Below are 14,225 nucleotides of genomic sequence, written 5' to 3' on the forward strand. Positions count from 1 at the left end.
CTTCGTCGCCGAGCACAACCAAAACCCGAAGCCCTTCGTCTGGCGCGCCGATCCAGACGCCATCATCGCTGCACGAAGCCGAGGGTTCCAAACGTTGGAGTCAATCCACTAGCGGCAACGACCGTTTTCGTGTGAAAGCTGGTAGAAACTGTTCGCAAAAGGGCCGAAGCAAGCCGCCGAATGTGCCTATTCGGTCGTCGTCTTCGGCCCGCAGTGACGCACCCGGACGACCTTGCCGACGGCGGCAAGGCCGGGCCAGCGATGGTCGGCCTGCAGCCAGTCGATATCGGTCGAGACTGTGGCCGTGCGGGTTTCGATGCGGCCGTGGTCGGCATCGACGGTGCGCGCCTCCGCCTCCGCCTCGCGCGCCGGATCATCGAGAAAGGTGACAACACCATCGTGCAACCTGCCCTGATTGCCCTTCAACGCCAGCACATAGTCGCCGCCCTGATCGACGATCTGTTTGGCGATCGCACGCTGGCAGTTCAGCGCATCGGCCGTCACGATGGTGCCCTTCAGCGACAGCATCGCCAAGAGCTTTGGCACCGAGGTGATCTCGTTCGACTTGGCGTCGGGGGCGATCTGCACGAGCACCAGACGCTGCTCGCAGCCTAGGAGCTGACCATTTGCAGTGGCTGACTTGCCGCTGGCGCGGTCGAAGGAGCCCTTCCCAGCCGACGACGAATTTTTCCACGGCATCCTCCCAAGAGCAGAAATCTGCCGTCCAGGCGAAGTATCCATCGCAACCGCAAACGCAAGTGACCATTAGAATACAGAAATTGCCAAACGCGATTCCCCTGTGCCCGCCGGCGGTGTGGTCATGCGAAGTTCTCCCCTACATCGTCGCATTGAGTGCGCGCGGAAATGCGCTGGTCGATCAGGAGCACGTCCCCGAAGCGGGCCGTCACGAGGATCACCAGCGGCCGCGCGTCGATCGTCTCGACGGCGTCCAGGGTCGCCGCATCGCGAAGGTCGAGCGAGGCGAGTTCAGCCCGCGGTTCGGCCGCGATGATCACGCGCATGGCATCGAGGATGACCGCCGGTTCGCTCGCGCCGGCCCTCAGCAGGGCCTCGCCCCGGTCGAGCGCGCGCGCCAGCACGGTGGCGGCGTTGCGGTCGTCCGGCGACAGCCGGACATTGCGCGACGATAGGGCCAGGCCGTCGGCCTCGCGCACGGTCGGCACGCCCACGATGGCGATGGGCGAGGACAGGTCGGCGACCATGCGCCGGATCACGGTGAGCTGCTGGTAGTCCTTCTCGCCGAAATAGGCACGGTCGGGCTGGACGATGTTGAACAGCTTGGTGACCACCGTCGCGACGCCGCGAAAATGGCCCGGGCGCGCCGCGCCGATCAGGATCTGGCCGAGCGGCGCGAGGTCGACGGAGGTCTGCAGCGGCTGCGGATACATCTCCGCCACCGTCGGCGCGAAGACATGGGCCACGGCGAAGGCGTCCAGCTGCGCCAGGTCGCGCTCCAGGTCGCGCGGATAGGCGTCGAGATCCTCGTTCGGCCCGAACTGGGTCGGGTTCACGAAGATCGTCACCACCACCACGTCGTTCTCGCCGCTCGCCCGCTCGACCAGCTTCATGTGGCCCGCATGGAGGTAGCCCATGGTGGGCACCACGCCTACGCTCTCGCCCCTGGCGCGGCATTCCGCCAGCGCCGCGCGCAACGTCCCGATCTGCGTATGTACCTGCAAGCCTTCCTCCCCGGCGTCCGGTCCGGGTTTCTATCGCCTGCGCCCCGCCAGTGAAAGGCCGTGCGGCTGCGCGGCAGCGTCGTATCGGCGCGATCGATCACCAGGCGTGATCGCTGCGATCACCGAAACGCGGTTTGTCCCGCGGGTCGCCGGGGGTACACCTGATCGCATCCCAATCGCGGAGAGGGTCAGATGAGCGCGACAACGACGACGGCCGAAGCCGACAGGACGCCATGGCTGGCCATTGCCGCAGGCTGCCTGATCGCGCTGCTGACCTTCGGTCCGCGCTCGGCCATCGGCTTCTTCCAGATCCCGATGCTCACCGACAATGGCTGGAGCCGCGAGGATTTCGCCATCGCGATCGCCATCCAGAACCTGTTCTGGGGCGCCGGACAGCCGTTGTTCGGCGCCATTGCCGACCGCTTCGGCACCGCTAAGGTGCTGGTGCTCTCCGGCTTCCTCTACGCGACGGGACTGGCGATCACCGCCGTCGCGCCGACGCCGCTCTGGCTGACCATCGGCTCGGGCATCCTCGTCGGGCTGGGCGTCGCTGCCGGCTCCTTCGGCATCGTGCTGGCAGCCTTCGCGCGGCGCGTCTCGGCCGAGCAGCGCTCCTTCGTCTTCGGCCTCGGCACCGCCGCCGGCTCTGCCGGCATGTTCGTCTTCGCGCCGTTGAGCCAGGGGCTGATCGACCGCTTCGGCTGGTCGGATTCGCTCCTCATCCTGTCGGCGACGATGCTGCTGGTGCCGCTCTTCGCCTTCGCGCTGCGCGGCAACAGCCGCACCACGCGCCGCCATTCCAGCATGGTCGCGGAAATCGAGCAGACCATGGGCGCGGCCCTGCGCGAGGCCTTCGCCACGAAGAGCTACGTGCTGCTGACCACCGGCTTCTTTGTCTGCGGCTTCCAGGTGGCCTTCATCACCGCGCATTTTCCCGCCTATCTCGCCGACGAGGCCATCGCCCCGGTCTGGGCGGTGACGGCCCTGGCGCTGATCGGCTTCTTCAACATCATCGGCTCGATCGCCTCCGGCCTGATCGGCCAGCGCTATTCCAAGCCGCATTTCCTCGCGCTGATCTATGTCGGGCGGTCGATCGCGGCGACGGTGTTCCTGCTGACGCCGATCACGCCGCTGACGGTGATCGTGTTCTCCACCGTCATGGGTCTGTTGTGGCTGTCCACCGTGCCGCCGACCAATGCCCTCGTCGCCATCATGTTCGGCACGCGCTATCTCGGCCTCCTGGGCGGGCTCGTCTTCCTGTCGCACCAGATCGGGTCGTTCCTGGGCGTCTGGCTCGGCGGCTATCTCTACGCGCTGGTCGGCTCCTACGACCCGGTCTGGTGGCTGGGGGTGGCGCTCGGCCTCGTCGCGGCCCTGGTCCACTGGCCGATCCGCGAGGCGCCGGTCCTGCGCGAGCCGGTCCCGGCCTGACGCCAACAGGAATGATCAGGCCGACACGCCGGCCTTGCGCAGGGCGGACAGGAAGCCGGCGCGCGAATCCGGCTCGGGCAGGCCGCGCGGCTCGAAGACATGGCGCGCCAGGAAATAACCGGTCATGCGATAACCCGCCGCCAGCGAATCCGCGTCGCTGGCAATCTGCCGGTCGGCGAGGAAGGCCGGAAGCGCCAGCAGCTTGTCGTGCCACGGCGCGCCGGCCTCGCGGCTGACGGCGCGGCCGGTGCGCGGCGAGACATAGACGAGGTCGTCGCGCTGACCGGTCGCCGCGCAGCGCTCCAGGTCGAGGCCGAAGCCCAGTTCCTCCAGGAGCGCGATCTCGAAGCCCAGCATCAGCTCGGCGACGGAGGACGGCTGGTCCAGATGGTCGACGATGATCTGCAGGCCGTCATAGAGCCGTGCATGGGGGTCGCGCTCGGCCAGGAGCCGCAGATGGGCCGCGACAAGCTGGACGCCGTTGAGCCCGACGCCCGATTCCATCAGCCGGGCGGCCCGTAATTCCAGGGGTTCGAGGACGAAGGCGCCCATGTGCTCGTCGAGGCGCGCGCGCCAGTGGACCGCCACGGAATTGCCGGGCTGCAGCACCGGCTGCTGCTTGCGCGAGCGACCACCGCGCACGAGGCCGAGATGCCGGCCCCGCTCGCGGGTCATCACCTCGGCAATGACGCTGGTCTCGCCCAGGCGCCGCACCCCGAGCACGATCGCTTCCTCACGCCATTCCAACGTCGGGCTCGAACAGTCAGATCGATCTGATCCGCTTCACTGCGGCACGCGCTCGGTGAATGGCTTGAGCTGGTAGGTGCCCTCCGGGCGCACGTCCCGGACACCACTCACCGCCCGAATTGCCTCGACGTCCGCTTCCGCGGCCGTTCCGAAGATTGCACCGGCTCGCGCCGAAAGATTGTTGACCGACAAGCCCTGGTGTCGAAGCGCCTCGGCGATCTCTTCGACAGCTTGCTTCCGGTCCCGTTCGACGGTTACCGTCAAGTTAACATCAGCCATCTTACACTCCTGGGCTACCGGATGGTGCCGGCGTCATGGCAAACTGACTCTCTATATGATGCCGATCAGGCATTGAGAAAAGTCATAATCCTGCGCGGGCCGCAACACCGGCGACATTCGCGCGATATCCCGCTCACCCTACACCGCCGGCGGGAGCGCGAATGAGGCCATGGCCGATATCGCGAGCCATGCCGTCCAACTTGCCGGCATTCTCGACCAGCACATCCCAAAGACGCTGGCCGCGCAACTCGGGGTCGAATTCCGCCCACAGCGCTGCAACTCCCGCAACGTGCGGACAGGCCATGCTGGTTCCATCCATCGTCTGATAAAATCGCGGACCCGGGGCGGCCGAAAGCACCCCCACGCCCGGTGCGGCAAGATCGACGGCGCCGCCATCGCCGTTCATGCCCCCATTCGAGAAATTGGCGGTTTGCATCAACGCATCGATCGCACCGACAGACAGGATCGACGGGCAATTCGCAGGTTTGGAAACGGGCGCGATGCGGCCCGAACTGCGATTGCTGTCATTGCCGGCGGCAGCGACGATCAGGCACCCATTCGCGAGGGCGTCCGATGCGATTTCCTCGTAGACATCGTCGTATCGCTGGCCCCGCATCGTGGGCGAACCGAGCGACATCGAGATGATGTGACACCCTTCCCCGATCGCCCAGTCGATCCCCGCGATGATGTCGCCGTCCCGACCAAAGCCGCGGTTGTTCAGCACCTTTCCGATATGGAGATCCACATCGGGCGCACAGCCATATCCCGGAACGGCCGCCGGCCCCGGGGTGCGCGGGCCCGCGACCGTCCCCGCGCAATGCGTCCCGTGGCCGTGCATGTCCTGGACCGCTTCGCCGGAGACGAAGCTCTTCCAGTTCATCCTCCGCTGACTGAAATCCGGATGGTCGAGATCGATGCCGGTATCCAGAACGGCGACCTTGATGCCCGCACCGGTAAGGAGGGTGTCGAGTACACCGGATGCGTGAAGGCCCCATATCGCCGACGTCGTGTCGGTCACGGGCGCATCGAGGGCAAACTGGTAGTACTCCTCGCCGATCGCGGCGACACCCTCGACATTCCTCAGGCTTTCCTGGACGGACGTCATCTTGCCGCGGCCATCGAGATGGCGAACGACGGCGGCGCCGACATGACGAAACACTTCGATGCTGGTGACGTCCCCGGCATCGGTCGGCCCGTTGCCGTTGGCGACCGTGATCCGCGCGCCCCTCATGTCCGCGGAGCGCCCGGTGAGCTCCGTCATGATCCTGTGGCGCGTATCGACATCCGTTCCGCGCTCGAAGACGACGATAAGGTTCCCCGTCGTTTCGGGCCGCATGGCCTCGAGGATGGGATCGACTTCCAACAGATCGGCAGTATGCGACATGGCACTCTGGCTCCTCCCTGATGAAAACAGACATCATAGTGAGGCCAAAGAGGCGGAGATTCAACTTGCGATTTAGCCTACAGCTCTAGGTAGAGAAATCCAGCCCCATCTCGCGGTAGCGTTCGGGGTCGTCGCCCCAATTGCCGCGCACCTTCACGAAGAGGAACAGGTGCACCTTCTGGTCGGCCGCCTCGCTGATCTCCTTGCGGGCCGCCTGGCCGATCGCCTTGATCGTCTCGCCATTGTGACCGATCACGATCCGCTTCTGGCTGTCGCGCTCGACATAGATGGTCTGTTCGATCCGCACCGAACCGTCCTTGCGGGCCTCCCACAATTCGGTCTCCACATGGGAGCTGTAGGGCAGCTCCTGGTGCAGGCGCAGATAAAGCTTCTCGCGGGTGATCTCGGCGGCGAGCTGGCGCAGCGGCAGGTCGGTGATCTGGTCCTCCGGATAGTACCACGGCCCTTCCGGCAGCGCCGTGGCCAGATAGTCCATCAGATCGTCGCAGCCAGACCCCTTGAGCGCCGAGATCATGAAGATCCGCTCGAAGGCGACGCCGCGCTCGGTGATCTCCTGGGTCAGGCCGAGCAGCCGGTCGCGGCGCATCTGGTCGACCTTGTTCAGGAGCAGGATCTTAGGCTGCCGCACGTCCTTGAGGCGCTCGAGGATGGTCTCGACCTCCTCGTTGATGCCGCGATCGGCGTCGATGATGGCCAGAACGATGTCGGCGTCCCGGGCCCCGCTCCAGGCGGTGCGCACCATGGCACGGTCCAGCCGGCGTTTCGGCGCGAAGACGCCCGGCGTGTCGACGAAGACGATCTGCGTACGGTTGCGCATGGCGATGCCGCGCACCAGGGCGCGGGTCGTCTGCACCTTGTGGGTGACGATCGAGACCTTGGTGCCGACGAGCTGGTTGACCAGCGTCGACTTGCCGGCATTGGGCGCGCCGAGCAACGCGACGAAGCCCGAATGGGTGGGGCTGTCGGCGGTGGGCGCAGGGCTTGCCGCTGCCGCGTCTTCGCCGGTCTTGGGGTCGTCTTCGGTCAATGGTCGTCCTTCCAGACGGATTCGCGAACGAGGACCGCCGTGGCGGCCTCCTGTTCGGCAATGCGGCGGGACCGGCCCCGCCCGTCCGCGGGTGCCACGTCCGGGATCGAAACCCGCACGGTGAACAGCGGATCGTGGTCGGGGCCGGAGCGCTCGACGATCTCGTATTGCGGCGTCACGGGCCCGCGCGTATGCGCCCATTCCTGCAGCGCCGTCTTGGCATCGCGGCGCGCGGCGACACTCTTGCCGAGCCGCCCGCCCCAGTAGCGCACGATGAAGTCGCGCGCCGTATCGAGCCCCTCACCCAGATAGATCGCGGCGATCAGCGATTCCACCAGATCGGCGCGAATGCTCTTGGTGCGTTCGCCGGTGAGCGCCTTCAGGTCGCCGCCGTGGCGGACGAACTCGTAGAGCCCCAGCTCGTCGGCAATCTCGGCGCAGGCGTCGGCGCTGACCAACGCATTCAGCCGCAGCGACAGCTCGCCCTCGTCGGCGCCCGGAAACATGTCGAACAGCTTTTCGGCAACGACAAGGCCGAGCACGCGGTCGCCGAGAAACTCCAGCCGCTCGTAGCTGCGTTTCGGTTCGCCCTTGCCGGTCTTGCTTGCTCGCAGGCTCGAATGGGTGAGCGCCCGCTCGAACCGTGCCTTTTCACGGAACGTGATGCCGATCCGGCGTTCCAGCTCCTCGAGCGGCTTGTCCGCCTTCAGCCGAGCCATGTCAGGATGCGGCTGGGTCGCAGATCGGTCGGCCATTTCCAGATTTCCAGCGGAGACACGTCCCCTTCCACGGAGAAGAAGATCACCTGCGCCTTGCCGACCAGATTCTCGAAGGGCACGTAGCCGACGTCGAAGCGGCTATCGAGCGAATTGTCGCGATTGTCGCCCATCATGAAGTAATGCCCCTCCGGTACCACGAATTCCCGGGTGTTGTCGCCGGCCGAATTCGGGCTGAGGTCGAGGGTCATGTAGCTGACGCCGTTCGGCAGCGTCTCGCGGTAGCGCGACACGGCCGTGCCGTCCTCGGCGACGAAGTCCTCGACCTCCTCGCGCTCGACCGGCTTGCCGTTGATGGTCAGTACGCCGTCCAGGACCTGGATCCGGTCACCGGGCAGCCCGACCAGCCGCTTGATGTAGTCGACGTCTTCCTCTTGCGGCTTGCGGAACACCACCACGTCGCCGCGGTCCGGCTGCGAGGCCAGCACCCGGCCGTCGAAGAGCGGCGGCGACAGCGGCACCGAATATTGCGAGAAGCCGTAGCTCCACTTCGACACGAAGAGGTAGTCGCCGACGAGCAGTGTCGGCATCATCGATCCGGACGGGATCGAGAACGGCTGGAACAGGAAGGTGCGGATGACCAGGGCGAGTAGCAGCGCCTGCGCGATGACCTTGAGGGTCTCGCCGAAACCCCCGGATTCCGTACGTTCGGTCTTCTCGACCATGCTTCGCCTTTCGTCGCCCCTGTCGCGCCGCGGCAAAGCCGCTCGCGCCTTCTACCGGCTCGCCCCGGGCGGAGCAATCCGGTCCCAGGTCAAACTTCGCCCGTGCAGCGCCGCCGACGCATCCGCCGGCCGGGCCCCGCCGGTCCCTATACCATTCCGGCCGAACGGCCGGTCTCGTCGTCGCCCGGCCGCGGTCTGCGTCGCGGCGTCCGTCCGGCGATGATCTTGCGGGCGCGCCGCCGCTGGAAGCTGCGGGCCGTGAAGAACACCAGCCCGTAGCAGCCGAGCCCGGCCACCAGCCCGAGCGGCAGGGAGCCGACCAGCATCGGCTTGACCACGGGATCCCAGATCGCGATGAAATCCATGTGCCCGAGGGCCGTACCCAGCCCTTCTGGCTCCGTCACGTGGTGGGAGCGCGAATGCAGCAGGAATTGGCCGGTCTCGTAGGTCGCGCCCCAGATGATCGGGAAGGTGAGCGGGTTGCCGGCTGCCGTGCCCAGCGCCGCCGCTGCCATGTTGCCGGCGGTCACATAGGCCAGCGCGAAGGCCAGGAGGAAATGGAAGCCGATGAAGGGCGTGAAGGACGACGCCACCCCGGCAGCCACCCCGGCCGCGATGGCATGCGGCGTCGCGTTCAGCCGCAGCACGCGCTTGCGCAGATAGCGGAACGAGCGGCGGAACGAGCGGCGCGGCCACAGGATCGTGCGGACCCGCGCTGAAAAATTCTCCGGCTGGCGCCGTCTGAACAACATCCCGTTCGCATTCCTTATTCCGCGTGGCACGCGGCGACTTGTATGTCCGCGCCCCCTTGCCGGATGCGGCCGCGACGGTGGACGGTGCCTCGCTACAGGTTGCGGCTACCCGGCTTGACGGGCGGAATTGCGGCCAGTTCCGGTGGCAGGGCGTCGGCGGGATAGGCCGTCACCTCGTATAGTGCAAGCGCGATCACGCCCGCTTCGGCCTTGCCGGCTCCACGACAGAATCGGCCACCAGTGAGACCTCCCTGGGGATGCGCTCGGCCAGCGCCCGGCACAGCCGCCCGGTCAGGTCCGCATGGTCCGACACCGGGCCATCTGCAGGAAGACCGGACGGAGAAGTCCCGAGGTACGGATGAAGTGGTCTTCCAGAGAGGCGCCGGCATCGCGGAATATCGCGAGCACTTCCCCACTGGTCATGGACGGGTCTCCTCGGCTGCGGCTGCAGCGGTTCGATACGCTGGCCGGCGGCCGGGCTCAACCGTTGACCCGCACGACTTCCGATACGCAGGGCTTGGCGCGCAGCTGCCGCAGGGTCTGGTTCAGATGCTGGACGTCCCAGACTTCCAGCTCCAGCACCATCTTGGTGAAATCGGGCGCCGTGTTCACCATGGACAGATTGTGGATGTTGGCGTCGTTGGCGGCCACCGTCTCGGCGATCTCGGCCAGCGACCCCGGCTCGTTGATCGCCGAGATCATGATGCGTGCGGGGAAGCGCTCGTTCATCGCCTCGTCGATGTCCCACCGCACGTCGATCCAGCGCTCCGGCTCGTCGTCATAGGCGATCAGCGCGGGCGACTGGATCGGATAGATGGTGATGCCCTTGCCCGGCTCGATGATGCCGACGATGCGGTCGCCGGGAACCGCCCCGTCGGGACCGAAGCTCACCGGCATGTCGTCGCCGGTGCCGCGGATGGGAATCGCCTTGTCCCCCTTCTCGCCCTTCTTGGCCTTCTTGGATCGGCCCGCCACCCGGAAGATCATGCCGGCGGCGGTGCGCAGATTGACCCAGCCTTCCTCGTCCCGATGCGCCGAGTGGCGGGTCACGCGGCTGTCCTGGAAATCCGGATAGGCCGCCCGCACCACGTCGGACGAGTTCAGCTCGCCGCGGCCGACGGCAGCCAGCGCATCGTCCACCTCGCGCTGGCCGAGCTTGGCCAGCAGCGGCTTCAGCGCGTCGCGCGAGAAGGTCTTGCCCGAGCGCGCGAAGGTGCGCTCGAGGATCTGCTGGCCGAGGCCGGAATATTGCCGACGGATGGCGGCGCGGTTAGCCCGGCGGATGGCCGAGCGCGCCTTCCCGGTGACGGCCAGGCTTTCCCAAGCCTGTGGCGGCGTCGCGCCCTTGGCGCGGATGATCTCCACCTCGTCGCCATTCGACAATTCGGTGACCACCGGCATGATCCGGCCGTCGATCTTGGCCCCGACGCAGCTGTCGCCGACATCCGTGTGCACCGCATAGGCGAAGTCGATCGGCGTCGCCCCGCGCGGCAGCGCGATCAGCCTGCCCTTCGGCGTGAAGCAGAAGACCTGGTCCTGGAACAGCTCCAGCTTGGTGTGTTCCAGGAACTCCTCCGGATTGTCGCCCTCGGCCAGCAGCTCGATGGTACGCCGCAACCAGCCATAGGCGTTGGAATCCTTGGACAGGTGGACGCGCTGGTCGCCGTCCTCCTCCATGTCCTTGTAAAGCGTGTGGGCGGCCACGCCGTATTCGGCGACATCGTGCATGCGCCGGGTGCGGATCTGCAGCTCGACGCGCTGGCGCGACGGCCCGACGATCGTCGTGTGGATCGACCGGTAGTCGTTCTGCTTGGGGGTCGAGATGTAATCCTTGAACCGGCCAGGAACCATCGCCCAGCTGCGATGCACGATGCCCAGGGTTCGGTAGCATTCCTCCTCGGTCTCGACGATGACGCGGAAGCCGAAGATGTCGGAGAGCTGCTCCAGCGACAGCGCCTTGCGCTGCATCTTGGAAAACACCGAATAGGGCTTCTTCTGCCGGCCGCTCACCGTCGCCACGATGCCGTTCTCGCGCAGACGGTCGGTCAGGTCGTGCTCGATGCTGGCGATGCGCCCCGAATGGCGCTGGTTCAGCTCCTGCAGCCGCGCCGAGATCGTCTCGTAGGCTTCCAGGTTGATGTGCCGGAAGGACAGGTCCTCCAGTTCCTCGCGCATGTCGTGCATGCCCATGCGCCCGGCCAGCGGCGCATAGATGTCCATGGTCTCCTGGGAGATCCGCGCCCGCTTCTCCGGCGCCACGTGGCCGAGGGTGCGCATGTTGTGCAAGCGGTCCGCCAGCTTGACCAGCAGCACCCGGACGTCGTCGGCGATCGCCAGCAGCAGCTTGCGCAGGTTTTCGGCCTGGGCCGCCTTCTTGGACACCAGGTCGAGCCGCTTCAGCTTGGTCAGGCCCTCGACGAGCTGGCCGATCTTGGGCCCGAAATGCTGGTCGATCTCCTTGCGGGTGGCGTCGGTGTCCTCGATCGTGTCGTGCAGCAGCGCCACGGCGATCGTCGCCTCGTCGAGATGCATCTCGGTGAGGATCGCGGCGACTTCCAGCGGATGCGAAAAATACGGATCGCCGCTGGCACGCTTCTGCGCGCCATGCTTCTGCATGGCGTACACATAGGCCCGGTTGAGGAGCGCTTCGTCGAGGCCGGGCTTGTAGGCCGCTACCTTCTCGACGAGTTCATATTGCCGCATCATGGGATTGGGGATCGGGTCCGCAATGAAAAAGGGGCGCGCCGTCGCCGACGGCACGCCCCTCAATATAAGACTGCGTGGACGCCGACCGAAAGTGGCGGCGCTCCCTAAAGCTTAATAATCGTCGGTCTTTTCCGGCGGAACCAGTCCCTCGATGCCGGACAGGAGCTCTTCCTCGGACATCCGGTCGAAGGAAATCGGCTCCTCCTCTCCGTCGGCATTGGTCGATGCGACCTGCCCGGTGATGCCGCGCGGCTCCGTCGTGGCCTGCTGCGGTGCCGGCTCCGGCTCGTCCACTTCGACATGCTTCTGCAGCGAATGGATCAGGTCTTCCTTGAGGTCGCCGGGCGACAGCGTCTCGTCGGCGATTTCGCGCAGCGCGACCACGGGGTTCTTGTCGTTGTCGCGGTCGACGGTGATCGGCTGACCCTGGGAGATCTGCCGAGCCCGATGGCTGGCGAGCAGGACCAGCTCGAACCGATTGTCGACCTTGTCGACGCAGTCTTCTACGGTGACGCGGGCCATGCCTGTCTCCTGAGTATCTGAAATTCTAAGAGATGAACGCGTCGCATATACCGTTTATGGCCCCGCGGCAAGGGTCCGCCGGCGTCAGGTGACAGCCCGTCGTTGACGGATTGCGATGGCCGGAATATGCGGAGCGCATGCCTGTCCGGCTCTCCGGCCCGATCAGCCCGCCGGTGACTGCCCGAGCCAAATGTCCGTTTCGCCGGCCCTCACCGTTTCGAGCCTGCGGATGCGTGCCCTCATACTGCGAGAAAGCAGCCATCCATGTTCGATCAACGCGAAAAGATCGCTCTCTTCATCGACGGGGCCAATCTCTACGCGGCATCGCGGGGACTGGGCTTCGACATCGACTACAGGAAGATGCTGCGCAGCTTCCAGGACCGCGGCTATCTCCTGCGCGCCTATTATTACACCGCGCTGATAGAGGACAACGAATATTCCTCGATCCGGCCGCTCATCGACTGGCTGGACTACAACGGTTACCGCGTCGTCACCAAGCCGGCCCGTGAATTCACCGATGCGAGCGGGCGCCGCCGGATCAAGGGCAACATGGACATCGAGCTTGCGGTCGACGCGATGGAACTGGTCGACACGGTGGACCACTTCGTCCTGTTCTCCGGTGACGGCGATTTCCGCTCGCTCGTCGCTGCCCTGCAGCGCAAGGGCCGCAAGGTCTCCGTGGTGTCCACCCTGACCAGCTCGCCGCCGATGATCTCCGACGACCTGCGGCGCCAGGCCGACCATTTCATCGAGCTGGCGAGCCTGAAGGCCGAGATCGGCCGCGACCCCGCCGAGCGCGAGGCGCGGATAGCCCGAAGGATGGAGGCCGAGGACGTCGCGCCCGCCGATGGGGACGACGACTATTGAGCCAGGCATCCCGGCCGCGCCGCCCGTCTGACCCTCAGCCTGCCAGGCCCCCGCGATGACTGCTGCACCTGCGACCGGCGCCCTGCCGGCCGAGCCGTCCCACGACTGCCCGATCTGTCCGCGCCTCGTCGCCTTTCGTCAGGAATGGCGGGCGAAGGAGCCGGACTGGCATAACGCCCCTGTGCCGACGCTTCTCCCGCCCGAGGGCCATGGCGCGGTGCGCCTGCTGATCGCCGGACTGGCGCCGGGCGTGCGCGGTGCCAACCGCACCGGACGGCCCTTCACCGGCGATTATGCCGGCGACCTTCTCTATGCGACCCTGTCCCGCTACGGCTTTGCCAATGATCGCTTCGAGGCGCGGATCGACGACGGGCTCGAACTGATCGGCACGGCGATCGTCAATGCGGTGCGCTGCGTGCCGCCGCAGAACAAGCCGGTCGGCGCCGAGATCAATGCCTGCCGGCAGTTCCTCGGCGGCCGGATCGACAGCTTTCCGAACCTCGCCGCCATCGTCACGCTCGGCCGCATCGCCCATGAATCGACCGTGCGAGCCCTGGGCGCCCGCCCCTCGGCAGCGCCGTTCGGCCACAATGCGCACCACATGGTGGGCGGGATCGCGGTGTTTTCGAGCTATCACTGCTCGCGCTACAACACGAACACCGGACGGCTGACCGAAGCCATGTTCCGTGACGTGTTCGAGAACGCCGCCGGCTATCTGAAGACGTAACGACCGGCTGAAGACGGAACGACTGGCACCTGCACGTCGTGCGCCAAGCCGGCAGTCACTGCCGGGCGGACAGCCACGCGATCACGTCCGCTGCGTTCCGGTCCGGCGGAAACACGGGATAGAACACCGCCTCGATACGACCGTCCGCGATCACCATCGCCATGCGCTTGAGATACGATCCATCGTCGAGTTCGAACCAGGGCAGGTCGAGTGCGCGGCGCAGCGTCCCCGCCTCGTCCGACAGGAGCGCAAACGGCAGATGCAGCCGCTTCGCCGCTTCCTGCTGCTCGCTGGTGGGCTGGGTGGAGAGGCCGAACACGGCTGCGACGCCGAGCGCCTGCAACTCGCCATGATGGTCCCGGAAGCTGCAGCTCTGGGGCGTGCAGCCGCGGGCGCCCGGAAAGTCGTTCCAGCCTTCGGGGAGCGCCCGGCCCGGCTGACCGGTCATGGGATAGACGTAGAGAACGACGCGGCCGGCGATCTCGGACATGTCGACCGTCCGGCCGTCGGTTGCCGGCAGCGCGACGCCGGGCATCCGCGCGCCTGCCAGGTGAGCGGCGCCGCCATCGTCGGTCGGCGGCGTCAGGTCGTCGGGCAGTCGCGAGAATTCGGTCATCGATA

General features: G+C 66.4%; 15 protein-coding genes and 3 pseudogenes. 5 read left to right on the forward strand and 13 right to left on the reverse strand.

Annotation, left to right across the window (positions count from 1 at the left end):
• Positions 1-112, forward strand: a pseudogene (locus VQ042_RS18820) (IS630 family transposase); the annotation flags it as partial.
• A 77-nt stretch (positions 113-189) separates the two neighbouring features.
• Here the strand turns inward: VQ042_RS18820 and VQ042_RS18825 are convergent.
• A pseudogene (locus VQ042_RS18825) lies at positions 190-663 on the reverse strand (ISAs1 family transposase); the annotation flags it as partial.
• A 155-nt stretch (positions 664-818) separates the two neighbouring features.
• Complete coding sequence (gene panC, locus VQ042_RS18830) at positions 819-1,700, reverse strand: pantoate--beta-alanine ligase (RefSeq protein ID WP_331821856.1); 882 nt, start codon at positions 1,698-1,700, stop codon at positions 819-821.
• A 192-nt stretch (positions 1,701-1,892) separates the two neighbouring features.
• Between panC and VQ042_RS18835 the strand changes: the two genes are divergently transcribed.
• Positions 1,893-3,131, forward strand: a complete 1,239-nt coding sequence (locus VQ042_RS18835; protein ID WP_331821857.1) for an MFS transporter — start codon at positions 1,893-1,895, stop codon at positions 3,129-3,131.
• 15 nt (positions 3,132-3,146) lie between these two features.
• On the opposite strand, the gene recO is transcribed toward VQ042_RS18835, so the two are convergent.
• The 3 genes from recO to VQ042_RS18850 all read right to left on the reverse strand — a co-directional run bounded on the left by recO (position 3,147) and on the right by VQ042_RS18850 (position 5,175).
• Entirely contained in the window at positions 3,147-3,878 is a 732-nt protein-coding gene (gene recO / locus VQ042_RS18840) for a DNA repair protein RecO (RefSeq protein WP_331821858.1), read from the reverse strand.
• A 36-nt stretch (positions 3,879-3,914) separates the two neighbouring features.
• A complete protein-coding gene (locus VQ042_RS18845; protein WP_331821859.1) occupies positions 3,915-4,142 on the reverse strand; it encodes a hypothetical protein in 228 nt (75 codons plus the stop codon).
• A gap of 148 nt (positions 4,143-4,290) precedes the next feature.
• Positions 4,291-5,175 (reverse strand): S8 family serine peptidase, encoded by an 885-nt coding sequence (locus VQ042_RS18850; RefSeq protein WP_331821860.1) that lies wholly within the window; start codon positions 5,173-5,175, stop codon positions 4,291-4,293.
• On the opposite strand from VQ042_RS18850, the gene VQ042_RS18855 reads away from it, so the two are divergent.
• Positions 5,140-5,562 carry a hypothetical protein gene (locus tag VQ042_RS18855; protein ID WP_331821861.1) on the forward strand — a complete coding sequence of 141 codons (423 nt, stop codon included), beginning with the start codon at positions 5,140-5,142 and terminating at the stop codon, positions 5,560-5,562. The two genes, VQ042_RS18850 and VQ042_RS18855, sit on opposite strands and share 36 nt — an antisense overlap.
• A 64-nt stretch (positions 5,563-5,626) precedes the next feature.
• On the opposite strand, the gene era is transcribed toward VQ042_RS18855, so the two are convergent.
• The 7 genes and pseudogenes from era to rpoZ all read right to left on the reverse strand — a co-directional run bounded on the left by era (position 5,627) and on the right by rpoZ (position 12,010).
• Positions 5,627-6,589 (reverse strand): GTPase Era, encoded by a 963-nt coding sequence (gene era / locus VQ042_RS18860; RefSeq protein WP_331821862.1) that lies wholly within the window; start codon positions 6,587-6,589, stop codon positions 5,627-5,629.
• Positions 6,586-7,308: a ribonuclease III gene (rnc, locus tag VQ042_RS18865; protein ID WP_331821863.1), complete on the reverse strand. Its 723-nt coding sequence runs from the start codon at positions 7,306-7,308 to the stop codon at positions 6,586-6,588. The genes era and rnc overlap by 4 nt, the downstream gene beginning before the upstream one ends.
• On the reverse strand, positions 7,296-8,030 hold the full coding sequence (gene lepB, locus VQ042_RS18870) for a signal peptidase I (protein WP_331821864.1): 735 nt from the start codon (positions 8,028-8,030) through the stop codon (positions 7,296-7,298). The genes rnc and lepB overlap by 13 nt, the downstream gene beginning before the upstream one ends.
• 146 nt (positions 8,031-8,176) lie before the next feature.
• Complete coding sequence (locus VQ042_RS18875) at positions 8,177-8,782, reverse strand: DUF2062 domain-containing protein (protein WP_331821865.1); 606 nt, start codon at positions 8,780-8,782, stop codon at positions 8,177-8,179.
• Positions 8,783-8,874: 92 nt separating this feature from the next.
• Positions 8,875-9,205: pseudogene (locus tag VQ042_RS18880) on the reverse strand (hypothetical protein).
• 57 nt (positions 9,206-9,262) lie between these two features.
• Positions 9,263-11,488, reverse strand: coding sequence for a RelA/SpoT family protein (locus tag VQ042_RS18885; RefSeq protein WP_331821866.1), 2,226 nt, complete (start codon positions 11,486-11,488; stop codon positions 9,263-9,265).
• Between the two features lie 111 nt (positions 11,489-11,599).
• Positions 11,600-12,010, reverse strand: a complete 411-nt coding sequence (gene rpoZ / locus VQ042_RS18890; protein ID WP_331821867.1) for a DNA-directed RNA polymerase subunit omega — start codon at positions 12,008-12,010, stop codon at positions 11,600-11,602.
• Positions 12,011-12,274: 264 nt separating this feature from the next.
• Between rpoZ and VQ042_RS18895 the strand changes: the two genes are divergently transcribed.
• Together VQ042_RS18895 and VQ042_RS18900 are read left to right on the forward strand one after the other, a co-directional pair.
• Positions 12,275-12,877 (forward strand): LabA-like NYN domain-containing protein, encoded by a 603-nt coding sequence (locus VQ042_RS18895; protein ID WP_331821868.1) that lies wholly within the window; start codon positions 12,275-12,277, stop codon positions 12,875-12,877.
• Positions 12,878-12,932: 55 nt separating this feature from the next.
• Complete coding sequence (locus tag VQ042_RS18900; protein ID WP_331821869.1) at positions 12,933-13,604, forward strand: uracil-DNA glycosylase; 672 nt, start codon at positions 12,933-12,935, stop codon at positions 13,602-13,604.
• 55 nt (positions 13,605-13,659) lie between these two features.
• On the opposite strand, the gene VQ042_RS18905 is transcribed toward VQ042_RS18900, so the two are convergent.
• Positions 13,660-14,220 (reverse strand): peroxiredoxin, encoded by a 561-nt coding sequence (locus VQ042_RS18905; RefSeq protein ID WP_331821870.1) that lies wholly within the window; start codon positions 14,218-14,220, stop codon positions 13,660-13,662.
• Positions 14,221-14,225 lie beyond the last annotated feature (5 nt).

This window comes from Aurantimonas sp. A2-1-M11, from assembly GCF_036549475.1.
GTDB lineage: Bacteria > Pseudomonadota > Alphaproteobacteria > Rhizobiales > Rhizobiaceae > Aurantimonas.

Coding starts and splice junctions, on each gene's coding strand:
- lepB (WP_331821864.1), bottom strand. CDS start 8,030: ATGGTCGAGAAGACCGAACGTACGGAATCCGGGGGTTTCGGCGAGACC.
- VQ042_RS18885 (WP_331821866.1), bottom strand. CDS start 11,488: ATGATGCGGCAATATGAACTCGTCGAGAAGGTAGCGGCCTACAAGCCC.
- VQ042_RS18875 (WP_331821865.1), bottom strand. CDS start 8,782: ATGTTGTTCAGACGGCGCCAGCCGGAGAATTTTTCAGCGCGGGTCCGC.
- rnc (WP_331821863.1), bottom strand. CDS start 7,308: ATGGCTCGGCTGAAGGCGGACAAGCCGCTCGAGGAGCTGGAACGCCGG.
- VQ042_RS18905 (WP_331821870.1), bottom strand. CDS start 14,220: ATGACCGAATTCTCGCGACTGCCCGACGACCTGACGCCGCCGACCGAC.
- VQ042_RS18835 (WP_331821857.1), top strand. CDS start 1,893: ATGAGCGCGACAACGACGACGGCCGAAGCCGACAGGACGCCATGGCTG.
- VQ042_RS18895 (WP_331821868.1), top strand. CDS start 12,275: ATGTTCGATCAACGCGAAAAGATCGCTCTCTTCATCGACGGGGCCAAT.
- rpoZ (WP_331821867.1), bottom strand. CDS start 12,010: ATGGCCCGCGTCACCGTAGAAGACTGCGTCGACAAGGTCGACAATCGG.
- VQ042_RS18900 (WP_331821869.1), top strand. CDS start 12,933: ATGACTGCTGCACCTGCGACCGGCGCCCTGCCGGCCGAGCCGTCCCAC.